At 59.5% G+C, this 23,102-nt stretch carries 23 protein-coding genes and 1 tRNA gene; 11 read left to right on the top strand and 13 right to left on the bottom strand.

The features are described 5' to 3' along the window. Positions 1 to 63 precede the first annotated feature (63 nt). The 6 genes from ACJ8HN_RS08720 to ACJ8HN_RS08695 form a co-directional block, all read right to left on the bottom strand. Positions 64 to 333, bottom strand: a complete 270-nt coding sequence (locus tag ACJ8HN_RS08720) for a hypothetical protein (protein ID WP_161726681.1) — start codon at positions 331 to 333, stop codon at positions 64 to 66. A 91-nt stretch (positions 334 to 424) separates the two neighbouring features. Further along, positions 425 to 562 carry a hypothetical protein gene (locus ACJ8HN_RS08715; RefSeq protein ID WP_308333165.1) on the bottom strand — a complete coding sequence of 46 codons (138 nt, stop codon included), beginning with the start codon at positions 560 to 562 and terminating at the stop codon, positions 425 to 427. A 139-nt stretch (positions 563 to 701) separates the two neighbouring features. Next, complete coding sequence (gene proP, locus ACJ8HN_RS08710) at positions 702 to 2,204, bottom strand: glycine betaine/L-proline transporter ProP (RefSeq protein WP_033638006.1); 1,503 nt, start codon at positions 2,202 to 2,204, stop codon at positions 702 to 704. Between the two features lie 417 nt (positions 2,205 to 2,621). After that, the gene (locus ACJ8HN_RS08705) at positions 2,622 to 3,989 is read right to left on the bottom strand and encodes a TolC family protein (RefSeq protein WP_442523268.1); all 1,368 of its coding nucleotides are present in this window, start codon (positions 3,987 to 3,989) and stop codon (positions 2,622 to 2,624) included. Positions 3,990 to 3,992: 3 nt separating this feature from the next. After that, entirely contained in the window at positions 3,993 to 5,930 is a 1,938-nt protein-coding gene (locus ACJ8HN_RS08700) for a MacB family efflux pump subunit (RefSeq protein WP_442523267.1), read from the bottom strand. Beyond that, positions 5,927 to 7,108: an efflux RND transporter periplasmic adaptor subunit gene (locus ACJ8HN_RS08695; protein ID WP_442523557.1), complete on the bottom strand. Its 1,182-nt coding sequence runs from the start codon at positions 7,106 to 7,108 to the stop codon at positions 5,927 to 5,929. The genes ACJ8HN_RS08700 and ACJ8HN_RS08695 overlap by 4 nt, the downstream gene beginning before the upstream one ends. Before the next feature lie 239 nt (positions 7,109 to 7,347). On the opposite strand from ACJ8HN_RS08695, the gene cho reads away from it, so the two are divergent. From cho to ACJ8HN_RS08670, 5 genes are all read left to right on the top strand, one after another. Continuing rightward, positions 7,348 to 8,196 carry an excinuclease Cho gene (gene cho / locus ACJ8HN_RS08690; RefSeq protein WP_060453041.1) on the top strand — a complete coding sequence of 283 codons (849 nt, stop codon included), beginning with the start codon at positions 7,348 to 7,350 and terminating at the stop codon, positions 8,194 to 8,196. A 112-nt stretch (positions 8,197 to 8,308) separates the two neighbouring features. Beyond that, positions 8,309 to 8,405: transfer RNA gene (locus tag ACJ8HN_RS08685), tRNA-OTHER, on the top strand. A gap of 185 nt (positions 8,406 to 8,590) precedes the next feature. Then, positions 8,591 to 8,890, top strand: a complete 300-nt coding sequence (locus ACJ8HN_RS08680; RefSeq protein ID WP_442523266.1) for a sigma-S stabilization anti-adapter protein IraP — start codon at positions 8,591 to 8,593, stop codon at positions 8,888 to 8,890. A gap of 123 nt (positions 8,891 to 9,013) precedes the next feature. After that, positions 9,014 to 9,517: a YlaC family protein gene (locus tag ACJ8HN_RS08675; protein WP_033638009.1), complete on the top strand. Its 504-nt coding sequence runs from the start codon at positions 9,014 to 9,016 to the stop codon at positions 9,515 to 9,517. 69 nt (positions 9,518 to 9,586) lie between these two features. Continuing rightward, positions 9,587 to 9,718 carry a hypothetical protein gene (locus ACJ8HN_RS08670; RefSeq protein ID WP_015377413.1) on the top strand — a complete coding sequence of 44 codons (132 nt, stop codon included), beginning with the start codon at positions 9,587 to 9,589 and terminating at the stop codon, positions 9,716 to 9,718. A gap of 62 nt (positions 9,719 to 9,780) precedes the next feature. Here the strand turns inward: ACJ8HN_RS08670 and ACJ8HN_RS08665 are convergent, their stop codons facing one another. From ACJ8HN_RS08665 to mdoC, 4 genes are all read right to left on the bottom strand, one after another. Beyond that, entirely contained in the window at positions 9,781 to 9,909 is a 129-nt protein-coding gene (locus ACJ8HN_RS08665; protein WP_033638010.1) for a hypothetical protein, read from the bottom strand. A gap of 249 nt (positions 9,910 to 10,158) precedes the next feature. After that, complete coding sequence (locus ACJ8HN_RS08660; RefSeq protein WP_033638011.1) at positions 10,159 to 11,880, bottom strand: potassium/proton antiporter; 1,722 nt, start codon at positions 11,878 to 11,880, stop codon at positions 10,159 to 10,161. 283 nt (positions 11,881 to 12,163) lie between these two features. Next, positions 12,164 to 12,388 (bottom strand): hypothetical protein, encoded by a 225-nt coding sequence (locus tag ACJ8HN_RS08655; protein ID WP_033638012.1) that lies wholly within the window; start codon positions 12,386 to 12,388, stop codon positions 12,164 to 12,166. Positions 12,389 to 12,691: 303 nt separating this feature from the next. Continuing rightward, positions 12,692 to 13,822: a glucans biosynthesis protein MdoC gene (gene mdoC / locus ACJ8HN_RS08650; RefSeq protein ID WP_442523265.1), complete on the bottom strand. Its 1,131-nt coding sequence runs from the start codon at positions 13,820 to 13,822 to the stop codon at positions 12,692 to 12,694. 259 nt (positions 13,823 to 14,081) lie between these two features. Here mdoC and mdoG point away from each other — a divergent pair, with 259 nt between their 5' ends. The 3 genes from mdoG to ACJ8HN_RS08635 all read left to right on the top strand — a co-directional run bounded on the left by mdoG (position 14,082) and on the right by ACJ8HN_RS08635 (position 18,611). Further along, positions 14,082 to 15,650 carry a glucans biosynthesis protein MdoG gene (gene mdoG / locus ACJ8HN_RS08645; RefSeq protein WP_170310366.1) on the top strand — a complete coding sequence of 523 codons (1,569 nt, stop codon included), beginning with the start codon at positions 14,082 to 14,084 and terminating at the stop codon, positions 15,648 to 15,650. Further along, entirely contained in the window at positions 15,643 to 18,201 is a 2,559-nt protein-coding gene (mdoH, locus tag ACJ8HN_RS08640; protein WP_033638017.1) for a glucans biosynthesis glucosyltransferase MdoH, read from the top strand. Before mdoG ends, mdoH begins: the two co-directional genes overlap by 8 nt. Positions 18,202 to 18,365: 164 nt before the next feature. Continuing rightward, positions 18,366 to 18,611 (top strand): YceK/YidQ family lipoprotein, encoded by a 246-nt coding sequence (locus ACJ8HN_RS08635; RefSeq protein ID WP_033638018.1) that lies wholly within the window; start codon positions 18,366 to 18,368, stop codon positions 18,609 to 18,611. Positions 18,612 to 18,617: 6 nt separating this feature from the next. On the opposite strand, the gene ACJ8HN_RS08630 is transcribed toward ACJ8HN_RS08635, so the two are convergent. Further along, positions 18,618 to 19,163 (bottom strand): GNAT family N-acetyltransferase, encoded by a 546-nt coding sequence (locus ACJ8HN_RS08630; RefSeq protein ID WP_442523264.1) that lies wholly within the window; start codon positions 19,161 to 19,163, stop codon positions 18,618 to 18,620. Positions 19,164 to 19,196: 33 nt separating this feature from the next. Next, on the bottom strand, positions 19,197 to 19,574 hold the full coding sequence (locus ACJ8HN_RS08625) for a MysB family protein (protein ID WP_442523263.1): 378 nt from the start codon (positions 19,572 to 19,574) through the stop codon (positions 19,197 to 19,199). A gap of 210 nt (positions 19,575 to 19,784) precedes the next feature. On the opposite strand from ACJ8HN_RS08625, the gene leuA reads away from it, so the two are divergent. Continuing rightward, the gene (gene leuA, locus ACJ8HN_RS08620) at positions 19,785 to 21,473 is read left to right on the top strand and encodes a 2-isopropylmalate synthase (protein WP_442523262.1); all 1,689 of its coding nucleotides are present in this window, start codon (positions 19,785 to 19,787) and stop codon (positions 21,471 to 21,473) included. On the opposite strand, the gene ACJ8HN_RS08615 is transcribed toward leuA, so the two are convergent. Beyond that, positions 21,424 to 22,224, bottom strand: a complete 801-nt coding sequence (locus tag ACJ8HN_RS08615; RefSeq protein WP_033654140.1) for an AraC family transcriptional regulator — start codon at positions 22,222 to 22,224, stop codon at positions 21,424 to 21,426. The two genes, leuA and ACJ8HN_RS08615, sit on opposite strands and share 50 nt — an antisense overlap. 135 nt (positions 22,225 to 22,359) lie before the next feature. Here ACJ8HN_RS08615 and ACJ8HN_RS08610 point away from each other — a divergent pair, with 135 nt between their 5' ends. Then, positions 22,360 to 22,677, top strand: coding sequence for an ArsR/SmtB family transcription factor (locus tag ACJ8HN_RS08610; protein ID WP_033638023.1), 318 nt, complete (start codon positions 22,360 to 22,362; stop codon positions 22,675 to 22,677). Then, on the top strand, positions 22,667 to 23,101 hold the full coding sequence (locus tag ACJ8HN_RS08605; protein ID WP_033638024.1) for a YeeE/YedE family protein: 435 nt from the start codon (positions 22,667 to 22,669) through the stop codon (positions 23,099 to 23,101). The genes ACJ8HN_RS08610 and ACJ8HN_RS08605 overlap by 11 nt, the downstream gene beginning before the upstream one ends. Position 23,102 lies beyond the last annotated feature (1 nt).

Here is a 23,102-nt window from a genome sequence, read left to right as displayed (position 1 = left end):
TTCGCCCGCTTTTAGAGTAAAAAAAACCGCCGTCTGGCGGTTTTTTGTTGGCGGGTATCCCCCTTATTTGAACCCGCCGTTGCGAATGAACTCGAGACCGGCGGCGGTGATCCGCGTTTGATGCGGGTCGACATCATAGTTGTTCTCGTCGATGTCGCTCATCACATAGGCCTGTATCAGGCCCTTGGTTTTGAGATAGGCGAAGGGATCGGCGAAGGCGTGCGGGCTGGTGGCGTCTTGTTTCCACAGTTCATAGGTTTTTTCATCCAGCGTGCCGGGGTGATTGGCGGCCAGCCGGGTCAGGATCTGATTGTAGAACGCATAGTCGGTCATGATGCGGTCCTCTTTATCGCGAGCGACAGTCTCGGAAAATGGCGGTAAGGTCTTTCAATCATAGCCGATGTTTTCCGCCGTCGGCATGGGGTTAGCCGCGTTGGCTTTCAATCCAGTGGAACAGACGTGAAATGCTCAAGATGATATCACCGATGTTGAAGAGTGCGCCAAGCCACAGGGCGAGCATAACCAGGATGCCGATGATGATGGAAAGGTCTATCGTGCTCATGATTATGTTCTTCATTAAAAAGGTGTGCGGCAAAGCGTGCCACCAATCCCGCTTGCCATAAAATGCGCTGCGCATTATTCCGTTTGAAATCAAAGTAACAAAGCCACCTAAACGGGTGGCCTTTGTGTTTTCGCGCCGGTTAATCCAGCTTGGGATGCTGGTCGATCAGGATCTGCTTTTTCTTTTCCAATTCGGCGATCTGCGCGTTGATGTCCTCGACTTTCTGTTCGATGTTGTCGTAGGTCTCCTGCAGCAGCTCTTTCGCTTCTGAGCGATCCGAAGCGGCCGGCGTCGCGCCGCGCAGCGGCTTGTTGGCGGTTTCTTTCATGTACAGACCGGTGATAAGACCGATCACCGCCACAACCATCAGGTAGTAGGCCGGCATGTACAGGTTGCCGGTCGCTTCGACCAGCCAAGCGGCGGCGGTCGGCGTCGCACCGGCGATCAGCACCGAAATGTTGAACGAAATCGCCAGCGCGCTGTAACGGATGTGCGTCGGGAACATCGCCGGCAGAATCGAGGCCATCACCCCGGTGAAGGAGTTGAGCAGCACCGCCAGCACCAGCAGACCGACGAAGATCAGGCCAATCACGTTGCTGTTGATCAGAATGAAGCACGGGATCGCCAGCGCCAACAGGCCGATGCTGCCGCCGATAATGAACGGCTTACGGCCGATGCGGTCGCTGGTCAGGCCGATTACCGGCTGTACGAACAGCATGCCGATCATGATGGCGATGATGATCAGAACGCCGTGATCTTCCGAGTAGTGCAGGTTATGCGACAGGTAGCTCGGCATGTAGGTCAGCAGCATGTAATAGGTCACGTTGGTGGAGATGACGATACCGACGCACACCAACAAACTTTTCCAGTGTTTGGCCGCGATCTCTTTGAACGAGGTTTTCGGCGGATTTTCGATGGCGTTGCGGTCATCTTTTTCCATCTTGTCCACGTGCTGCTGGAACGCCGGGGTTTCTTCCAGCGCATGGCGCAGATAGAGACCGATCAGGCCCAGCGGTGCGGCGATGAAGAACGGGATACGCCAGCCCCAGTCGAGGAAGTTGGCTTCGCCGACGATGCTGGAGATCAGCACCACCACGCCTGCACCCATCACAAAGCCGGCGATGGAACCGAAGTCTAACCAGCTACCCATAAAACCGCGTTTGCGATCCGGCGAGTATTCGGCGACGAAGATCGCCGCACCGGAATATTCACCGCCGACGGAGAAGCCCTGCGCCAGTTTGGCCAGCAGCAGCAGGATCGGCGCCCAGATGCCGATCGACGCATAGGACGGGATCAGGCCGATACAGAAGGTGCTGACCGCCATAATGATAATGGTGATCGAGAGCACTTTCTGGCGACCGAACTTGTCGCCCATGGCGCCGAAGAACAGGCCGCCGAGCGGACGCACCAGGAAGGGCACGGAGAAGGTCGCCAGCGCGGCGATCATTTGCACGCCGGGAGAGGCGCCGGGGAAGAAGACCTGGCCAAGCGCATAGGCGACAAAGCCGTATACGCCGAAGTCGAACCACTCCATCGCGTTGCCCAGGGCCGCCGCGGTGATCGCCTTCTTGAGTTTGCTGTCATCGATGATGGTGATGTCGTTAATGTGCATCGGTTTATGTCGTTTTTTTCTTAACTTCATATAATCATCCCTTAATGAATTATTCGTTGTTCGTGAAAGCGTAATCTCCGTTCACTGTTGTTTTCGAGTTATCAAATCGGCTAATCGAATCGCGGTTCAAGACGATTCATTATCCACATTTAAGTTGGGATGTGGATCACAAAATATCGTCGTTTATGCCAAGGTTATGTCATTTAGGTGACTAATTATTTTGCATCTATAGCTTAACGTTATATCTTGCGCCGATCAAATCCAGCAGTTTAACTTAAGTGTTTGCACCGATTTGGTGCGAGAATGGTCTAATAATTGTGCGATTTGACGGTTTTTCGTCTGATTAGGAATGTTTGAAGTATAGAGAGTACGGGAGATAAAACAGGAAAAATTGATGTGTTCACCGCTAAAAAATCACCTGGCCGGAGGATGGCCAGGCTGTTTGGTTTAGGGTGCCGACGAACCGCCGAATTCCAGATAGATTTTCGCCAGGTTCTGGTACTGCGCGAAGCGGTTCTCGTCCACCGCCAGTTCCGCCTGACGGCGCTGCTCCTGAGCATTTAGCCAGTCGGTAATGGTGACGGCACCCTGCCGGTAACGCACCTCGTTCAGCCGCTCCGATTTGCGCGCCAATGCCAGCGAGGCCTGCAGCTGCGTCTCTTGCGCCCGCAGCTGTGCGCGCAGCGACAGGGCGTTGTTCACATCGCCCATCGCCTTGTACAGCGCCTGCCTGAATTCCAGCACCTGCTGTTCGTAGTCGTTACGGGCGATCTTGATATCCACCCCCATTTGCCGCCATTGCAGGAACGGCAGCGTCAGGCTGGCACCGAGGCTGCCCGTCGGGTTGCGCAGGAACTCCAGCAGCGCGCTGCTGCTGGCGCCCAGCGAACCGGTCAGGCTGAACGCGGGATAGTACTGCAGACGTTTCTCGTCGACGTTGGCCAGGGCGGCGCGCAACCGCAGCTCTTTGGCGCTGAGATCCGGGCGCCGGCTCAAGACGCTGGCGGGAATGCCGGTGTTGATCTGCGGCATCGCCGTCGTCGGCAGGCGTGCGGGCGCTATGGTGGCCTGGCCTGAAGGCGCGCCCAGCAGCACCGCCTGTTCGTTCAACGCCTGTTGACGCTCGTGTTGCAGCGTCAGCAGCCGGCTTTCCTGCGTCAGCACGTTCTGTTCCGCGTTCACCACGTCCAGCGCCGAGATGCTGCCGGCCCGGTAGCGGGCGTTGGCCAGCCGCAGCGTCTGTTTGGCGTAGGCGATGCTCGCCTGGCTGACGCCGATCTGCTGATTGAGGAAGCCGATGCGCCAGTAATTCGTGGCGGCGTTGGCCAGCAGCGTCAGGCGCGCCGTCTGCAGATCCTGCTCGGAAGCCTGGCTGGCCCACTCGGCGGCATCGCGCTGGCGCGCCAGTTTGCCCCAAAGGTCGACTTCATAGCTCGTAGAGAGCGTCGCGCCGCTGGTTTTATTCCAGGCGGAGGACTCCGACAGCGGGCGATTGATGCCGCTGTTCAACGAGGCGTTGACGTCGGGGGCGGTGCTGATGCCGACGCGTTCCGCCTCGAGCCGCGCACGGTAGACGCGCAGCACGGCGACGGCCAGATCGTTGTTGCTGGCCATCACCTGTTGCAGCCAGCGATCGAGCTCGGGATCGTGGAAATCGCGCCAGTCGAACGGCGTCGGCGCGGCGTTGTCGGCGGCGTGCTGCCAGCTCGTCGGATAGTTGACCTGCGGCGCCCGGTAGTCGCTTTTCAGGGCATTGCCGCAGCCGGCGGTGAGCAGGGCTGCGAGGCTTAACGCCAGGGGAGATAAAATTTTCATGGGTTACTCGCTGGCCAATGAAACGACCGGATCCATCCTTGCCGCTTTGCGGGCGGGGAGATAACCGAAGATCATGCCGATTAAGGTTGAACAGAAAAACGCCGTCGCGGCGGCTTGCCAGGAATAGATGGCGGTGAACATGCCGCCCGCCAGCGAGGTGAACAGCGACCCGGCGGCGAACGACAGTGCGATGCCCAATGCGCCGCCGATCAAACAGACCAGCACCGCCTCGATCATGAACTGTTGCATGATGTCGCCGCGCCTTGCGCCGACCGCCATGCGCACGCCGATCTCATGGGTGCGCTCGGTCACCGAGACCAGCATGATGTTCATCACGCCCAGGCTGCCGATCACCAGCGAGATCGAGGCCACCATCAGGATCAGCAAACTGAGCGTCATCGAGGTGCGCTCGATCGATTTACGGAACTGATCGCGGTTGAACGTCATGAAATCTTTTACGCCATGGCGCTGAGTCAGCAACTGCGTGATGGCGCTGACGGCGGCATCGCTGGCGACGTCATCCTTCAAGCGCACGGTGATGCCGCTGAGCGTGGTTTTGCCGACCATACGGTACATCACCGTACTGTAGGGCATCCAGACGCTGATGCGGTTGGGCGCGTAGCTGTGTTCGCTTTTGGCGACGCCGACCACCCGTGCCGGCACCGAGCCGAGAAACACGATCTGGCCGAGCGGCTCGACGCCGAAATCGCCGAACAGCGCCTGGCGCGCATTGTCGTCGATGATCACTTCCTGCAGCGCGTTGCGATCGTCGCGGAAGGTGGCGCCTTGCACCAGCGTGATGCCGTTGACGCGGAAATAGTCGCGGCCGACGCCGGTGATTGACGCAGTGGCGGATTTGCTGCGAAAACGGATGCTGTCGGACGCGCTGACTTCCGGGCTGACGCTGTCGACGAAGCTTTGCTGCGCCAGCGCGTTGGCATCGGCCGGCACCAGGGTGCGGATGCTGTCGATGGCGTCGTCGAAGAAGTCACGTCCCGGATAGATGCTCACCACGTTGGTGCCGAGCCCCTTGATATTCTCCAGCGTGCGCTGTTTGGCGCCTTCGCCCAGCGCCACCACCGTGACCATGGCGGCGATGCCGAAGATAATGCCGGTCATGGTCAACGCGGTGCGCAGGCGGTGGGCGTTCATCGCCTTCAGCGCCATGTGCAGCGACTCGCGGGTGCGGTCGATAAGACTTTGCCAGCCGCTTTGCCGGCTGCGGTTCGGCGGCGGCAGCACTGCGGAGGGCGCCGATTGGCGGCCGCTGTCAGCGATGATCTCGCCGTCCCGCAGCTCGATGACGCGCTGCGCATGTTGCGCCACTTTCATATCGTGGGTGACGATCACCACGGTGTGGCCGCGTTGGTTCAGCTCGCTAAGGATCGCCAGCACTTCCTGGCCGGATTGGGTGTCCAGCGCGCCGGTCGGTTCGTCCGCCAGGATAATTTCGCCGCCGTTGATCAGCGAGCGCGCGATGCTGACGCGCTGCTGCTGGCCGCCGGAAAGCTGGCCGGGCTTGTGGTCTTCGCGCCCCTCCAGGCCCAACCGCGCCAGCAGTTGCGCCGCTCGCTGCCGCCGCTGATCGCGCCGGGCGTTGGCGTAGATGGCCGGAATTTCAACGTTGCCCAGCGCGCTGAGATCGGGCATCAGGTGGTAACGCTGGAAGATAAAGCCGATATGCTCGCGGCGCAGGCGGGCCAGTTCGTCCGGCGACAGGTGGGCGGCGTTCTGGCCGCTGATGTAGTAGTTGCCGCGATCCGGCACATCGAGGCAGCCCATGATGTTCATCAGCGTCGATTTGCCGGAACCGGAGGCGCCGATGATCGCCACCAGTTCGCCGGCGGCGATGGTCAAATCGATATCTTTCAACACCGTCAGCGCCTGGCCGCCGTTGGTGTAGGTTCGGCTGATGCCTTTTAGCTCGATGATCGCGTTCACAGGAAGATGCCATCCTCAGCCGGCTTGGCGGCGGGCTGCGACAGCACCACGGTTTCACCGGCTTTCAGGCCGCTGAGGATCTGAATGTCGACGTTGTTGGTGATGCCGGTGGTCACTTTGCGCGTTTCCAACCGCTGGTCTTGGGTCAGCACCTGCACCTGCTGCTCTTTGCCATCGATTTTATGCACTGCCTGGATCGGCACCAGCAGGGTGTGCTTCGCTTCGCCGAGCAGCAAGGACACCTGCGCGGTCATGGCGATGCGCAGGCGGTTTTCCGGGTTGGGCACGTCCAGCAGCGCGTTGTAATAGACCGACGCGTTCGAGGTGCCGGAGCCCGAAGCGGAGCTGGCGCCGGCGAGCGAGTCGTCTTTCATTACCGATTCCGGTGCCAGTTCGATGGTGCGCAGCGTGGCGTCGTAGCGTTTATCCGGATCGGAAAAAATGGTGAAGTACGCCTTTTGCCCCGGTGAAATGCGGGTGATGTCGGCTTCGGAGATCTGCGCCTTGATGGTCATCATATCCAGTCGCGCCAGCTTGACGATGGTCGGCGCGCTTTGGCTGGAGTTGACCGTTTGCCCCTGCTGCGTAACCACGGCGATGACGATGCCGTCCATCGGCGCGACCACGCGGGTATAGCCCAGATCGATTTTTTTCTTGTCGACTTCAATCTGCGCCTGCACCAGGCGGGCATTGAGCGAAAGCTGCTCGGCGCGGGTGGTGGCGAGCGTGGCTTCGGCGGTTTCGAAGTCCTCCCGCGAGCTGGCTTCGTCGTTCAGCATGCGGCGCTGGCGTTTGAAACGCGACTCGGCCTGTTTCAGCTGCGCCTGTTTGGCCTGCAGTTCGGCCTTGATGACGTTCAGCGCCGCCTCGGCGTTGCGCAGATCGTTGCGCTGTTGCAGATCGTCGATGTCGGCGATCGGTTGCCCTTTGGTGACGCGATCGCCCAGTTTGACCTTCAGCGATTTCACTTCACCGGAGACCCGCGCCCCGACGTTAACACGTTCGACGGCATCCAGTCGCCCGGTGGCCAGCACGGCGTTCTCGATATCGCCCAGGCGGGCCGTTGCGGTAACGTAATCCTGCTGCGGCGGGCGTTGCCAATAGAGGGCCAGCGCGATGGCGGCGCAGATGAAAATGATGACGACGATCAGCGTCAGACGACGGGGTGTGAGTTTCAGTGAAGTCATGCCCAGGTTTTCCATAACGATAAAAGCGGCGGTTCCAGTCTGCCATCATGGCAGCGCCAGCTTGAACTGGCGCTAAACGTGAGGCGCTTTCCCGCTGGAAAGGGGATAGTAAAGGCTTTCCCGCTAAAGATCACGGCGAGTTATTATCCTTCGGGGTGCAACCGGCTGTGTGGCGCGTTATACTGGCTAAAAAACCAGTATTCATTCATCAGCAGGATAACGCCGCCGCCATGATGCCAAACCGCCTCGAGCCGGAACTCGACATTTACCAATACCCGGAGCACCTGCGCGCCTGCCTGGCGCCGTTGCCCAAGGGGCCGGGCGTCTATCTGTTCCACGGCGAGAGCGAAAGCCTGCCGCTTTACATCGGTAAAAGCGTCAACGTACGCAGCCGCGTAATGGCGCATTTTCGCGCGCAGGACGAGGCGAAAATGCTGCGCCAAACCCGGCGCATCAGCTTTATCGAGACCGCCGGCGAGTTGGGCGCATTGCTGCTGGAGGCGCAGTTGATCAAGCAGCAACAACCGTTGTTCAACAAACGCCTGCGGCGCTCGAAACAGCTGTGTGCGCTGCGTCTGCAGGCGGACACGGTGACGATTGCCCACGCCAAAGAGATCGATTTCGCCGTCACTCCCCACCTCTACGGGCTGTTTGCCAATCGCCATGCCGCGCTGGAAAAATTGCGCGCCATCGCCGACGAGCATCGTTTATGTTATGGCAAGCTGGGGATCGACAAGCTGCCCGCGGGGCGAGCCTGCTTCCGCTACAGCCTGCGCAAGTGCGCCGGCGCTTGCTGCGGCGTGGAGTCGGCGCAGGAACATGCGCGGCGGCTCAGCGCGGCGCTTGAACAGCTGCGCATCGCCTGTTGGCCATTCGCCGGGCGCGTGGCGTTGGAAGAACAGGGCGAGACGCTGCGTCAGTACCATGTGATTCACAATTGGTTTTATCTGGGCTCGGTCAGCTGCCTGGCGCAGGCGCAGCGGCTGCAGAGTGCGGCCAGCCATTTTGACAGCGATGGCTACAAGATTTTGTGCAAGCCGCTCATGGCCGGCGATTATCGGATTATTGAGCTGCCGTAATGCCATAACGCTGTCGATAGCCTAAGACTTATCTGTAAATTCAGCGCATTATGCTAAAAAAGCTTGAGTCCATAATGTTGTTATGGATAATGGCGCCCCGAAGCGAAGGAACGCGCTATTAACTCAGTTGGCAGAGTGATTGGTTTTATAATGGCTTGTTTTGGCTTGAAAATTGATAGACGCGGGTTCGAGTCCTGCATAGCGCGCCAGCTTTCTTCCCTTCATCTCACCGCGCTTACCGTAAAGCGCACCCGGGTTGATTTGCACTATCGGCTCCTCGTTGGGATTTTCGGGTGTGCTTTACCGTAACCGCTGGCTTTCCTTCCTCTTTCTCTTTCGATCCTTTGCTAAACTGTAATCAGGCAGGCTTGCTGCCCGGCAACAGGAGGTCGATATGTCTCACTCCGAGCAACTGCAGGAACTCTTGCAACGCGTCGCCGCCCTCGAGGCGAGAGAGAAAGCGCTGAGCGCCGCGTCCAACGCTTATCAGGCGATTATCACCACCATGTTGGGCAATATGGAAAAGACCGAACGCGAGCGGATCATCGCGATGATCGATCAGGCCCATGAAATCGCCTACGCCCGCGCCATTCAACGCAGCAACGAACCGCAAAAGCAGAAAATCAAACAGGCCGACGATGTGGCCCAGCGCATGTTCATGTTTGCGCAAGGCAAGGCCGCCCAACCGCGCTGAAGCCGAACTATAACAGTTGCAGCCATTAAGTTGGCTAACTGATCTACCTGGCGAAACTGTACTTGTGTTACTTTTAGCGGTGAGATTTGATGGCAATGCTGTTTCCAGCATAAGGTTGTAACGATGGACGCGATTAAAAGCATCTTGGTTAAAGAGATTGAACAGATCAATCGGCGCGAAGGGCGTGACGGCAAGCCGCGCTTCAACAGCGAATTCGCTCGCACTCACCGCTATCTGTGCCTTGCCATGTTCGCCGGTTATTTCGCGGTGATCGCCGTGATGTACCAGGTGCCGTACATGGGGATATATGCTTTCCTGGGCTTCACCGCTTTTGTGCTGTTCATGTTCGCCATGCTGCTGATCGAGATCCGGCCGGTATACCGCTTCGAGGACATCGGGGTGCTCGATCTGCGGGTTTGCTACAACGGCGAGTGGTACTTTACCCGCGCGCTGTCGCCCTATGCGGTGCAGCAACTGCTGGAGGAGCCGTCCATCGGCGCCGCGCTGAAACAGAAGATGCGCGTGATCATCGGCAACAAGGGCGAAATCGACTTCTACGACGTGTACGACATGGCGTACGGAAAAAAGCCGCAGGATGAGCAGCCGCAGCTGGCGGCGGCAAACTGAAAGGTTTCCGGCCGGCGGCTTGTCGATTATACTCAGCGTTTGAACGCGAAGCAGAATGAGGATCAAGCGATGAGTGATGATATTTTCGATTTTGATATCGATGCCGAACTGGCGAAAGCCGAAGAAAAAGCGGCGCAGAAGGTAAAAGAGGTCCCTGAGTTCCTCGAAGACGAAGCGGACTGCGAAGGTTGCAAGATCTGATCGCCTGCCCCATAAAAAAAACCGCCGCGGCGGTTTTTTTTATGTCTGAGCGTCGTGGGGTGTCAATCCAGCACGAATCCCCAGATCAGCAACGTCGCCACCAGAATCAGGCAAAGCGCGGACACCGTCACCAGTATTTTCCCCAGAATGTCTTTTTCTTGTTCCTGCTGCGTCACGTTGAAATTATCCAATTAAAAGTCTATGGACCAAACCGGCGATGCTGAGATCGAGCGCCGCTACGCCCAGCGCCATAAGCATCATTACCGAAAGAAATCGAGTCTTGCCGTTCACGTCCTTCATCCCTGTGGACGCCGCTGTTAAGTTTTTATATCAAAGGGATATAATTCAGCGACGCCCTATTTCATGCATCATGATAGTGATTAAGAACGTTCTTAAGGCCAGAAGTTCCCTCGTCTGATAACGCAGCCGGTGCGGCAGCGTCAGTCGGTTACGATCCGCACGCCTATCTTGCTGACTTGATTGCCGTCCATTTCGGCGATGGTCCAGGTCAGGCCGTCCCATTCCACCTGGTCGCCGATCACCGGTTCGCCGCCGATCAGCTGAATGACGAACTGGCCCAGCGTCTGCTGCTCGTCCACGTCGTCTTGCAGATTGAGGCCATAAAGCTGCGAGATGTCGCTTAAACGGGCATCGGACTGCAGGATAAAGTCGCCGAAGAAGCGCTCGTCGAGCGTCACGGCCGGCGCCTGGCTAAACAGTTTGCCGAGGATGGGCAGGTCGTGCTCATGGCCGATAACGCACAGAATATCGTTCTCCCGCAGGCGGGTACTGCCGCTTGGATGCAGCAGTTCTTTGCCGCGGAACAGGGCGGCGATGCGGGTATTGGGTGGCATCTTCAGCTCTCGCAGCGCCGCGCCGACGCACCAGTTTTCCGCCGAAAGCTGATACACGAACTGTTCCCACTGGTTTTCCGGGTGCACGTCCAGCCCAACGCGGGAGATCGGCGTCAGCGCCGGCGGCACGATCACCTTGGCTTTTTTGGCGGCAAACGACAGCGTGGTGCCTTGCAGCAGCAGGGAGACCAGCACCACGAAGAACGCCACGTTGAAAAACAGCTGGGCGTTGGGCAGCCCGGCCATCATCGGGAACACCGCCAGGATCACCGGCACCGCGCCGCGCAGGCCGACCCAGGAAATAAAGCCGCGCTCGCGCAGGGTAAAGCTGCGGAACGGCAGCAGGCCGATAAACACCGACAGCGGACGGGCGAACAGGATCATCCACAGCGACAGCAGCAGGGCAGGGATGGCGATCGGCAGCAGCTCGTGCGGGTTGAGCAGTAGGCCAAGCACCAGGAACATGCCGATCTGGCTGAGCCACGCCAGGCCGTCGAAGGTTTGTACGATGCCGTGCCGGTTGCGGATCGGCCGGTTGCCCAGCAGCAGGCCGCACAGATACACCGCCAGAATGCCGCTGCCGTCCAGCGCGGTGGTCAGCGCAAAAATAAGAATGCCGCCGCTCACCGCCAGCAGCGGATAGAGGCCGTCCGCCAGTTTGATGTGGTTGATCAGCGTCAGCAGCAGCCAGCCGCCGCCCAGACCGAAGACGATGCCCATACCGAACTGCTGCATCAGATGCAGCGGGAAGGCCCAGCTCAGCGCGGTTTCCCCGGCGGCGATCATCGCAATCAGCGTGATGGTGAGAAACACCGCCATCGGATCGTTGCTGCCGGATTCGATCTCCAGCGTGGCGCTGACGCGTTCGTTCAAACCTTTGCCCCCCAAGAGGGAGAATACCGCGGCGGCGTCGGTGGAACCGATAATGGCGCCGATCAGCAGCCCCTGCAGCAGATCGAGATTGAACAGCCAGGCGGCGGCCATGCCGGTCAGACCGGCGGTGATCACCACGCCGATGGTGGCGAGAGACAGCGCCGGCCACAGGGCGACGCGGAAAGAGCTGACCCGGGTACGCATGCCGCCGTCGAGCAGGATCACCGCCAACGCGAGGTTGCTGACCAGATAAGCGACGGGGTAATTGCTGAAGACGATGCCGCCGGGGCCATCGACGCCGGCCAACATGCCGATCGCCAGAAAGATCACCAGGATCGGAATGCCGAGCCGGGAAGAAAATGAGCTGAGCAGAATGCTTGCCCCCACCAGCACGGCACCGATGACGAACAAACTGTTAATGGTGCTGGCATCCAAAATATCGCTCTCCTGAGGCTGGGGGATAGGGGGCACTGCGAGTGTGTCGATGATAACGTGTTTAGTGGGTAAAACGCCAAGGCTGATTGCGAAAACAACCGATCAATTATTGCCCTTTGGTGTGATTAAACGAAGAAAGTGAGGAGAAGAAGGAGATTCCCGCCTTTTATCCAACATTATCAGGCTGCTGTATTTCTGATTCGGCAATAATGTTCGATCGTGGCTGAGGGAAAAACCATTAAGCCCGCGCAGGCAGGCTTAATGGTTTGCAGGCGCGGTAGGATTAATGATCGAGCGATTCCAGCGCCCGTTTGATCAGCTCGGAGGCCAGCTTGCTTTCCGCTTCGGAAATGCCGTCGAGATTGAAGTTGGAGAGCTCAGCGACCAGAATGCTGCGTTCTTTGCCGCTGATTGAGGCGTCCAGCGCGGACAGCAACCTGCCGAGGATCTTCAGCAGGGTGGCGTTTTCCGCTATGGCTTCCTGAGCCGGAGTGTTCTTGTCGGTCATTCAAAATCCTCTCTGTCGTGACGGAAGGGAGATGCAGCTAACGCCATCGAATGAATTAAACGATCGCGCAGCCCTTCGGGGGTGTTGAGCCCAATCACTACCGTAAGGCAGGGATCCGGATTTCTACTTATGCATTGCAGTTATAACGGCTAGGTTATCTATGCAGCCGTATCACTTTGCCCTAACGGGCGACGTCAGGCTGAGCAATGTGTGCTCTGCATGCAAACGACCAGTATAGGCTTTTTGCGCGGCGATAATATGACAGAAAGCCCCTGCAAATGTTCTGGGTTACAGGGGCCAAGGTTATTGCGGCTTGCCGGAGAACAGGAAGCGCAGCAGCGGAACGCGTTTGTGCAGTTCATATAACGCGAAGGCCAGCGAGAACACAAACAGCAGGCCCAGCAAGAATCCCAACAGGTTGTTGCCGATATAAGGCGTCACGAAAGCGCCATATATCAGGGTCAACGGATGGTGCACCAGATATATAAACAGCGAGGCGTTGACCAGATAGGTGATGCGCGGCGAGTGATAATTCAGCAGGTTATGCCCGAAAGAGAACGCCACGTTGGTCATCAGGATCCCCATTAGGGTTTTGATCACCACTTCCAGCTCGAACATATAGCTGCTGTGCGCCAGCAGCTTTTGGTTCAGCATATATGCGATAAACAGCAGCAGCGAACCGAGCAGCGCCAGCGGTGAGCGGCGCAGAAAAATCTCCTTAAGCCACACATACTTAAACGCATAAGCGCCGAGGATGAAGAACGGCAGGTAGAACATCGTCTCCATCACCACGAAATTGAACAGGCCGTTGGATAATAGCTGCGGTGCAAAAATTAAAATAATGCGGTGCGTGGCCGAATAGCATATCGCATAAATAAAGAAATACAGTGAGATGTTTCCTAATCCACGCATTCTGTTTATTAACGCAGGAATATGTTCACGGGGTTGACGCTTGATGTTGCGGAACAGATAAAAGCAGGCGCAGGTTAACAATGACAGGGTCAATAAGAACCAAAGATGAGACACCAATTCCCAAACTGTTACATTTATTTTCTGATAGAGAGAAAACTCATCCCAGCCGTTTAATTTATCGGTGAAATATTTCAGCATGAAAAACTGCGGCACCGTGATTAGCGGGATGGAACTCAACAGCGGGATCGCCACCCGCTCCAGCCGGACCTTCAGCCACTGGTGGCGCTCGTAACGCTCGTAAAGCATGTAGGAGAAGTAGCCGGAGATCACGAAGAACACCTGCATGCGGAAGGCGTGGATGAAGTCGTTCAGCACCGTGAGTGAGAAAGAGGGCGACGGGCTGTTCACCGCCCAGGCGTGGCTGGAATAGATCAGGGAGAGGTGAAACGGGATGCCGAGCAACATCAAATAGGCTCTGATGGAGTCGAGAAAAAACTCGCGCTGTTTGCTGCCTTTAGTCATAGATTACCGCTGGTGATTTAATCGAGTGTTCATTAACACGCTTAATAAGTCGTCAAACGTTAAATTGTTATCCGGAACCCTACTATAGCCCCCCGCATTTTTCCATAGCGTCTTGTTGCGCGGCTTGCTACGCTGGTGTTCCATCAGCTGCTTAAACAATGAGCCGTAAACATGAACCATCCATTTATCATGTTGTCGGAAAGCTGAGTAATCCATTAATATGGATTTAAATGATTTGAGCACACGAATAGGGGGGGATGTGCTAGTTAATATATTATCCGGACAACCACGCGCCGCGAGCGTTCGTTGGTTAGGTGCTACCGTATTGTTCACGCTGTTCAGTTCGCCGGCATGGGCCTTTTCTATTGATGATGTGGCCAAGCAGGCGCAGGATCTGGCGGCGAAAGGTTTCGAAGCCCCGAAGAGCAACCTTCCTTCTCAGTTCCGCGAGATGAAGTTCGCAGACTATCAGCAGATTCAGTTCAATCACGATAAAGCCTATTGGAGCAAGCTGAAAACCCCTTTCAAGCTTGAGTTTTATCATCAGGGGATGTACTTCGACACGCCGGTGAAAATCAATGAAGTCACCTCCACCAGCGTAAAACAGATCAAGTACAGCCCGGATTACTTCAACTTCGGTTCGGTCAAACACGATCCTGAATCGGTGAAAAATCTCGGTTTTGCCGGCTTTAAGGTGCTCTATCCGGTCAACAGCGCCGACAAAAACGATGAGATCATGAGCCTGCTTGGCGCGAGCTATTTCCGCGTGGTGGGTAAAGGGCAGGTTTACGGGCTTTCCGCTCGCGGCCTGGCCATCGATACCGCTTTGCCGTCCGGCGAAGAGTTCCCGCGTTTCCGCGAATTCTGGGTTGAGCGTCCGAAGCAGGGCGACAAGCACCTGGTGATCTATGCGCTGCTGGATTCCCCGCGCGCCACCGGGGCTTACCGTTTCACGGTGATCCCGGGCCGCGACACCACTGTGGACGTCGAGTCCAAAGTGTTCCTGCGCGACAAGGTGGGCAAACTAGGCCTGGCGCCGCTGACCAGCATGTTCCTGTTCGGGCCGAACCAGCCGTCGCCGACGTTGAACTATCGTCCGGCGTTGCACGACTCCAACGGCCTGTCTATCCATGCCGGCAACGGCGAGTGGATCTGGCGCCCGCTGAACAATCCTAAACACCTGTCCGTCAGCACCTATACCGTGGAGAATCCGAAAGGCTTCGGTCTGCTGCAGCGCGGCCGCAACTTCAAAGAATATGAAGATCTGGACGATCGTTACGATCTGCGCCCGAGCGCCTGGATCGAACCGAAGGGCGACTGGGGCAAAGGCAAGGTTGAGCTGGTGGAGATCCCGACGGCGGATGAAACCAACGACAACATCGTCGCGTTCTGGACGCCGGATACGCTACCGGAAGCCAAAAAGCCGCTGACGCTGAGCTACCGCCTGAACTTCACCCGCGATGAAGACAAACTGCATTCGCAGGACATCGCCTATGTGGCCCGCACCATGCGTTCGACCGGTGACGTGAAGCAGTCCAACCTGATTCGCGAGCCAGACGGCAGCGTGGCCTTCCTGGTCGACTTCGTCGGCCCGGTGTTGAAAGGGCTGGACGCCAATACCCCGGTCGCCTCTCAGATCAGCATCGGCGACAACGGTGAAATGGTGGAAAACAACGTCCGCTATAACCCAGTGACCAAAGGCTGGCGCCTGACGGTGCGTCTGAAAGTGAAAGACGACAAGAAGCCGGTAGAAATGCGCGCGGCGCTGGTCAATGGCGATAAGACTCTGTCGGAAACCTGGAGCTATCAGCTACCTGCCAATGAATAAGCCTACTCAACCCGCCCAGGATTATCTTGCGGCGCTGCCTCTGACCGCCGAGCGGTCGGAGGCGCTCAACCCTCAAACGGCGGATGACGCTCAGGCACTGGAGGCGCTCCATCGGCAGATGGGCGCCGCCGACGCCAACGTCAATAGCCTGTCGGCGGATGACGTGGCGCTGGCCTCGGTCAAACCGCGTATCGAAAACGCCTGGCCGGATGCGGTCAGCGATGACGACTTCGATACCGACGCCGAAGGGCGCGCCATTCTGAAGGCGACGCCGCCGATCAAACGAACCACCATGTTCCCGGAAGCCTGGCGCACCAACCCGGTGGCGCGCTTCTGGGATTCTCTGCTGGGGCGTTCGCCGCACAACCGGCACGCCACCAAAGAGGAGGCCGAGGCCGAGAACCGCTGGCGTACCGTCGGCTCCATGCGCCGTTATGTGCTGCTGGTGCTGATGCTGGTGCAAACCGGCATCGCCACCTGGTACATGAAAACCATCTTGCCTTATCAGGGCTGGGCGCTGATCGATCCTATCGCCATGCTGGATCAGGATCTGATGCAGTCGGTGCTGCAGCTGCTGCCATATGTGCTGCAAACCGGCATTCTGATCCTGTTCGCCGTACTGTTCTGCTGGGTCTCGGCCGGTTTCTGGACCGCGCTGATGGGCTTCCTGCAGCTGCTGATCGGCAAGGACAAATACAGCATTTCTTCCACCATCAAGGGCGATGAGCCGATCAATCCGGCGCACCGCACCGCGCTGATCATGCCGATCTGCAACGAAGACGTCGAACGCGTGTTCGCCGGCCTGCGTGCGACCTATGAGTCCGTCGCCGCGACCGGTCAGCTGGAACACTTCGATATCTACGTCTTGAGCGACAGCTACGATCCGGACATCTGCGTGGCGGAGCAAAAGGCGTGGATGGAGCTGTGCCGCGATGTCGACGGCCACGGCCGCATCTTCTATCGCCGTCGCCGCCGCCGCGTCAAACGCAAGAGCGGCAACATCGACGACTTCTGCCGTCGTTGGGGCGGTGAGTACAGCTACATGGTGATCCTGGACGCCGACAGCGTGATGAGCGGCGAATGCCTCACCGGGCTGGTGCGTCTGATGGAAGCCAACCCGAACGCCGGCATCATCCAGTCCGCGCCGAAGGCGTCCGGCATGGATACCCTGTATGCGCGCGTGCAGCAGTTCGCTACCCGCGTTTACGGGCCGCTGTTTACCGCCGGCCTGCATTTCTGGCAGCTGGGCGAGTCGCACTACTGGGGCCATAACGCCATCATCCGCGTGAAGCCGTTTATCGAGCACTGTGCGCTGGCGCCACTGCCGGGCGAGGGCTCCTTCGCCGGTTCAATCTTGTCGCATGACTTCGTTGAAGCGGCGCTGATGCGCCGCGCCGGATGGGGCGTGTGGATCGCTTACGATCTGCCGGGCAGTTACGAAGAGCTGCCGCCAAACCTGCTGGACGAGCTGAAACGAGACCGTCGCTGGTGCCACGGCAACCTGATGAACTTCCGCCTGTTCCTGGTGAAGGGCATGCACCCGGTGCACCGCGCGGTGTTCCTCACCGGCGTGATGTCCTACCTGTCGGCGCCGCTGTGGTTCATGTTCCTGGCGCTCTCCACCGCGTTGCAGGTGGTGCACACCCTGATGGAACCGCAATACTTCCTGCAGCCGCGGCAGCTGTTCCCGGTCTGGCCGCAGTGGCGGCCCGAGCTGGCGATAGCGCTGTTCTCCACCACGCTGGTGCTGTTGTTCCTGCCGAAGCTGCTCAGCATCGTGTTGATCTGGGCCAAGGGCGCGAAAGAGTACGGCGGGGCGTTCCGTCTGTTCATTTCGATGCTGATGGAAATGCTGTTCTCGGTGCTGCTGGCACCGGTGCGCATGCTGTTCCATACCGTGTTCGTAGTGAGCGCCTTCCTCGGTTGGGAAGTGGTGTGGAATTCGCCGCAGCGTGACGACGACGATACGCCGTGGGGCGAAGCCTTCCGCCGCCATGGCTCGCAGATGTTGCTGGGCCTGGTGTGGGCCGGCGGCATGGCGTGGCTGGATCTGCGCTTCCTGTGGTGGTTGGCGCCGATCGTGTTCTCGCTGATCCTGTCGCCGTTCGTGTCGGTGCTGTCGAGCCGCGCGACGCTGGGCATGAAGAGCAAACGCGCCAAGCTGTTCCTGATCCCGGAAGAGTACAACCCGCCGCGTGAGCTGTTGGCGACGGAAGAATACCTGCATCTCAACCGCAATCGCGCGCTGACCAACGGCTTTATGCATGCGGTGGTCAACCCGTCCTTCAACGCGCTGGCGACGGCGTTGGCGACGGCGCGTCACCATCTGCGCGCGACGCTCGATCGCAACCGCGAGGAGCGGGTGAACGAAGCGCTGCAGCTGGGGCCGGAGAAGCTGGCGAAGGGCAAACGTCTGGAGCTGCTGAGCGATCCGGTCACGCTGGCTCGTTTGCACCAGCGCGTCTGGCTGTTGCCGGAAGGCGCCGCCTGGCGTGAGCACTATCAGCAGTTGCCGCACAACCCGCTGGCGCACCCAACGGGCCGGCGTTAATCGCTGAACGGCAACGCCCAGACGGGGAATGCGCATGGCGCATTCCCCGTTTTTTTTACCTTTTGCTTACGTGCGCCGGTGCCGGCGGAGAAAGGGAACTGTGGTAGACTGCGGCCGATGCGTTGTTCACTCGCGAAACAACCCCCTTGCTCAGAGTCAATGTCGTGAATCTCTCTTCCTACCTTCGGCTGGCCTGCGTGGCGGCCGGCGTGATGGCCCTGACCGGCTGTGGCAGCATTATCAGCCGCACCGTGCCCGGCGCGGGGCATGGCCACCAGTACTATCCCGGCGTGCAGTGGGATCTGCGCGATACGCCCTGGCGCTACGTCACGGTGATAGATGTGCCGCTGTCGATGGTGGTGGACACCTTTATGCTGCCGTTCGATGCGCAGCACGGCCCCTATGAATAAACCCGCTCAGCGGGTGGCGAACACCACCAGCTGATAGCCTTTCTGCCCGCAATGGAAAGGCGCCAGCGCCGTCATGCCCAGCCCTTGCACGTGAGCGGCCAACGAATGCGGATTGTCGTCGTCGATAAACAGCGCGCCCACGTCGTAGTCATGGCTGGTATGCGCTTTGACCGCAGCGTAAAGGCGCTTCAGCACGCCTTTGCCGCGCCAGGCGGCGGCGAGGCAGACCGGGCCGTAGAGAAACACCCGCAGTTCATTCAGCGCGCGTCCGGCGAAGGATTGCGTGGCGAGCGTCGCCAGCATCGCGTCCACCACCGGCGGGCGCGGTTGCACGTTGGCGGGCATCAGGCAAACAAACCCCGCCAGTTGGTTTTCCTGTTCAGCCACTAGTATGCCGATGCCGCGGTTGATCGCCGCCAGCTGCACCTCATTCATGCGCGATACGATAAATCCCTGCCGTTTTTGGCGCTCGTCGAGCGCTTCCGGCACGTTTTCTCCCTGCAGCTGCAAAATGGCGGGGTAGTCGGTGGGGCGAGCCCGGCGAATATTCATGCTGCCTCCTTGGCGATGAGTGCGTAGTGCGGGTTAACGTTCATCCCATTCATCGGCCGCGGCCTGGCCTTCTTCGGTATCCAGCGGCGGCTCGAGCTGGAAGTCGCCTTCTTCCCATTCGTACAGGGTATTTTCATCTATCCACTCGGCGGTGATCTCCACCTCGTCGTAGTCACCGTCGAAGATTGCCTGCGCCGCCGCACCGCTGCGCAGCGGCAGGCACTCCACCGCTTCGCCTTCTTCCTCGAAGAACTCGGCCTGCCACATCGTGTCGCCATCCTGCATCACGTACTTTTGCAGATTGAACTGCTGCGGCACCGTCGGCTCGTCATCGCCGCCGCCTTCGGCGGTGTCGATAAACTCTTCGCGTGCGGCCTCGATGGCTTCTTCCAGGGTTGCATACAGGCTCATGTTCGCCTCCGTTGACAATGAGAGTAGAGCGCCCGGCGGCACTGCCGGTGCGGTGGGGGAAACGTCAAACCTAATTGTTGTCTCACTGGCGCAGGATGCAAATTTTTTTGTTGTCCGCATTGCGACGATGGTTGTCCGCAAAGCGGGAGAAGAGGCGGCGAGGGCGGGAAATAATGGCGTCATCGTTCATTCAGGCGTCAGGAGAAGCCCATGTTAATCGACCCTTCAAGCAAATATCGACCGTTCCCGCCGGTGGCTTTGCCGGACCGCCAATGGCCTGCGCGTATGCTGCGGCAGGCGCCGCGCTGGTGCTCCAGCGATCTGCGCGACGGTAACCAGGCGCTGGCGGAGCCGATGGATAACGCGCGCAAGCGCGAGTTCTATCAATTGCTGTTGCAGTGTGGTTTTAAAGAAATTGAAGTGGCTTTCCCTTCGGCGTCGCAAACGGATTTCGATTTTGTGCGCACGCTGATTGACGAGCAGTTGATCCCGGACGACGTCACGATTCAGGTGCTGACGCAGTCGCGCGACGATCTGATCGACCGCACCTTCGAGGCGCTGCAGGGGGCGCCACGGGCTATCGTGCATCTGTACAACGCCACGGCGCCGATGTTTCGCGACATCGTGTTCCGCCAGGATAAGGCCGCCACCGTGGCGCTGGCGGTGAACGGCGCGCGGCGCATTCGCCGGCAGTGCGAGGCACAGCCCGATACCGCGTGGTGCTTCGAGTATTCGCCGGAAACCTTCTGTTTTACTGAATTGGCGTTCGCGCTGGAGATCTGCGAAGCGGTGGCGGCGGTGTGGCAACCGGGGCCGCAGCGGCCGATGATCATCAATCTGCCGGCGACGGTAGAAGTGAGCACGCCCAACGTGTATGCCGATCAGATTGAATGGTTCTGTCGCCACTTCAGCCGCCGCGCCGATGTAACGATCAGCGTGCATCCGCATAACGATCGCGGCACCGGCGTGGCCTGCGCGGAGCTGGCGCTGTTGGCCGGCGCCGATCGGGTCGAAGGCTGCCTGTTCGGCAACGGAGAGCGCACCGGCAATGTCGATCTGGTTACGCTGGCGTTGAATCTCTATACCCAGGGCGTGGCGCCGGGCCTGGACTTCAGCCGCCTGAAGCAGGTGGTGGAGGTGGTGGAGCTGTGCAATCAGCTGCCGGTGCACCCTCGCCATCCTTATGCCGGCGAGTTGGTGTTTACCGCCTTCTCCGGTTCGCATCAGGATGCGATTAAAAAAGGCTTCGCCGCCCAGTGCCAGCGCCAGGATGGCTGGTGGCAGGTGCCTTACCTGCCGCTCGATCCCGCCGATGTCGGCTGCAGCTATGAGGCGGTGATCCGGGTCAACAGCCAGTCCGGCAAAAGCGGGGCCGCCTGGCTGTTGGAACAAAATCACGGGCTGGCGTTGCCGCGCGGTTTGCAGATTGATTTCAGCCAAGTGGTGCAGCGCGCGACCGACGGCAGCGGCAAGGAAATGAGCGGCGCGCAGCTGTGGCGCTTATTCCGCGACACCTATGGGCTGGTGGAGCAACCGCGCTTGCAGCTGCTGAGCTACCAGACGGAAAGCCACGGCATAGAGGCCTACAGCTTCAATGCGCGGGTTGCCTGTGAGGGAGAGCCGCTGCGGCTGCAGGGCGCCGGCAATGGCCTGCTTTCCAGCGCGGTGGATGCGCTGCGCCAGCGCTTCGGCTTGCCGCTGGCGATCGAGGATTACCACGAGCATACGCTGGGGCACCAGAGCGACAGCCGGGCGGTGGCCTATATTCGCTGCTCGTTGCCGCAGGGTGAGGCGACCTACGGCGTTGGCATCGACGTCGACTCCGCCAGCGCCTCGCTGCAGGCGCTGCTCAACGTCGCCGGGCGCTATCTGGCGTCAACGTCGGCGCGGCCGGGCTGAAATAGTCGCTGGGCGCGACCCCCAGCACCCGGCGAAACATGGCGCTGAACGCGCTGGGGCTGTCATAGCCGAGATCCAGCGCCACTTCCAACACCGAGCGGCCGGTCGCCAGCGCGTTCAGCGCAGCCAGCAAACGGGCGCGTCGCACCCAATCGCTAAAATGCAGCCCGGTTTCGCGCTGGAAGCGCCGCGACAGGGTGCGTCCGCTGACGCTGAGATGAGCGGCCGCCTGTTCCAGCGTCCAGGGCTGCGCCAGCGTAGCCTGGATATGGCGGCACAGGGCGAGCAGCGAGGCCTCACGCGGTTCAGGCAGGTGCAGCGGCAGGATCGGCAGCATTCGCAACTCATCCAGAATCAGTTCCATGACGCGCTCATCGCGTCCGCCGCTCGGGTAATCGGGCGCAATCTCCATCGCACAGATAATCAACTCGCGCAGCAGCGGAGAAACCTGCACCACCTGGCATTGGGCCGGCAGATCGGCGCGCGCCAGCGGATCGACGAACAGCGTCCTGGCCGCCACCTGGCCGGTAATGCGCAGACTATGCACCACCTTAGCCGGCACCCAGACGCCGCGGCCGGGCGGCACCACCCAACTGCCGAGCCGGGTCGTGACCTGCACCACGCCGCTCAGGCTGTGAATCAGCTGCGCGCAGTGATGGTAGTGATCCGGCTCGCTGTCGCCGTGGCGATAATCCTTGGCCAACGGCCGGACAGGCTGGTCGGGCGGCAGAACGTCGTGAAACAACAGCATCGTAAGCAGGCTCCGCGCGGCAAAAGGGGGAAGACAGCATGCCATGCGGCGCTGTTTCACACCAGTCTGTGGCGCGGTACGGCGAAATGGTTTATAAAATAATATTATATAATTTTATAAATTGATGGAGGGGCAATGGATATTGACGCGATGCGCAAGGCGGCGGCGCAGGCTGGCGCGATGCTGCGCACCTTGGGCAACGAAGATCGGCTGCTGCTGCTGTGCCGGCTCAGCCAGGGCGAGATGGCGGTGAGCGAGCTGGCGCAGGCGCTGGATATCCGCCAGCCGACGCTGTCCCAGCAGCTTGGCGTGCTGCGCGAGGAGGGATTGGTCTCCACCCGACGCGCCGGCAAGCAGATTTACTATGCGGTGGCCGATGCCAAAGCGCTGGCGCTGCTCCATACCCTATATCAACTCTATTGCCCACAGCCGGAGAACCGCGATGACCATTGACTGGCAACACTTCACGCCGTATTCCGCGCTGGCGGGCGGAGCCATTATCGGCGCAGCGGTGGCGCTGCTGCTGCTGTTCAACGGCCGGATCGCCGGCATCAGCGGCATTACCGGCGGTTTATTGAGCGCGGGTGGCCGCGAGCGGGGCTGGCGCGCCGCATTTCTTGGCGGGTTACTGATTTCCCCCTGGCTGTATGCTGCCGCAGCGGCTTTGCCGTCTGCTGAGATCGCGGCCGGCAGCGGCGGGCTGGCGGTAGCAGGGCTGTTGGTGGGGGTGGGGACACGATTGGGCAGCGGTTGCACCAGCGGGCACGGCGTGTGCGGCGTCGCGCGGCTGGCGCCGCGTTCGCTGGCCGCCACGGCGGTGTTTATGCTGCTGGGCTTTACGACCGTGTGGCTGATGCGCCACCTGCTGGGAGGGTGAG

This window comes from Serratia sp. CY29653, assembly GCF_052169255.1.
Classification (GTDB): Bacteria; Pseudomonadota; Gammaproteobacteria; order Enterobacterales; family Enterobacteriaceae; genus Serratia; species Serratia sarumanii.
Note: the sequence above shows the minus strand (reverse complement) of the source record. Positions and strands in the feature narration are given on the sequence as shown.

What these genes read in the sequence shown, in the direction of transcription:
- ACJ8HN_RS08720 (WP_161726681.1), bottom strand. Translation starts at nt 333, where the DNA reads ATGACCGACTATGCGTTCTACAATCAGATCCTGACCCGGCTGGCCGCC.
- ACJ8HN_RS08715 (WP_308333165.1), bottom strand. Translation starts at nt 562, where the DNA reads ATGAGCACGATAGACCTTTCCATCATCATCGGCATCCTGGTTATGCTC.
- proP (WP_033638006.1), bottom strand. Translation starts at nt 2,204, where the DNA reads ATGAAGTTAAGAAAAAAACGACATAAACCGATGCACATTAACGACATC.
- ACJ8HN_RS08705 (WP_442523268.1), bottom strand. Translation starts at nt 3,989, where the DNA reads ATGAAAATTTTATCTCCCCTGGCGTTAAGCCTCGCAGCCCTGCTCACC.
- cho (WP_060453041.1), top strand. Translation starts at nt 7,348, where the DNA reads ATGATGCCAAACCGCCTCGAGCCGGAACTCGACATTTACCAATACCCG.
- ACJ8HN_RS08680 (WP_442523266.1), top strand. Translation starts at nt 8,591, where the DNA reads ATGTCTCACTCCGAGCAACTGCAGGAACTCTTGCAACGCGTCGCCGCC.
- ACJ8HN_RS08675 (WP_033638009.1), top strand. Translation starts at nt 9,014, where the DNA reads ATGGACGCGATTAAAAGCATCTTGGTTAAAGAGATTGAACAGATCAAT.
- ACJ8HN_RS08670 (WP_015377413.1), top strand. Translation starts at nt 9,587, where the DNA reads ATGAGTGATGATATTTTCGATTTTGATATCGATGCCGAACTGGCGAAA.
- ACJ8HN_RS08655 (WP_033638012.1), bottom strand. Translation starts at nt 12,388, where the DNA reads ATGACCGACAAGAACACTCCGGCTCAGGAAGCCATAGCGGAAAACGCC.
- mdoC (WP_442523265.1), bottom strand. Translation starts at nt 13,822, where the DNA reads ATGACTAAAGGCAGCAAACAGCGCGAGTTTTTTCTCGACTCCATCAGA.
- mdoH (WP_033638017.1), top strand. Translation starts at nt 15,643, where the DNA reads ATGAATAAGCCTACTCAACCCGCCCAGGATTATCTTGCGGCGCTGCCT.
- ACJ8HN_RS08630 (WP_442523264.1), bottom strand. Translation starts at nt 19,163, where the DNA reads ATGAATATTCGCCGGGCTCGCCCCACCGACTACCCCGCCATTTTGCAG.
- ACJ8HN_RS08625 (WP_442523263.1), bottom strand. Translation starts at nt 19,574, where the DNA reads ATGAGCCTGTATGCAACCCTGGAAGAAGCCATCGAGGCCGCACGCGAA.
- leuA (WP_442523262.1), top strand. Translation starts at nt 19,785, where the DNA reads ATGTTAATCGACCCTTCAAGCAAATATCGACCGTTCCCGCCGGTGGCT.
- ACJ8HN_RS08615 (WP_033654140.1), bottom strand. Translation starts at nt 22,224, where the DNA reads ATGCTGTTGTTTCACGACGTTCTGCCGCCCGACCAGCCTGTCCGGCCG.
- ACJ8HN_RS08610 (WP_033638023.1), top strand. Translation starts at nt 22,360, where the DNA reads ATGGATATTGACGCGATGCGCAAGGCGGCGGCGCAGGCTGGCGCGATG.
- ACJ8HN_RS08605 (WP_033638024.1), top strand. Translation starts at nt 22,667, where the DNA reads ATGACCATTGACTGGCAACACTTCACGCCGTATTCCGCGCTGGCGGGC.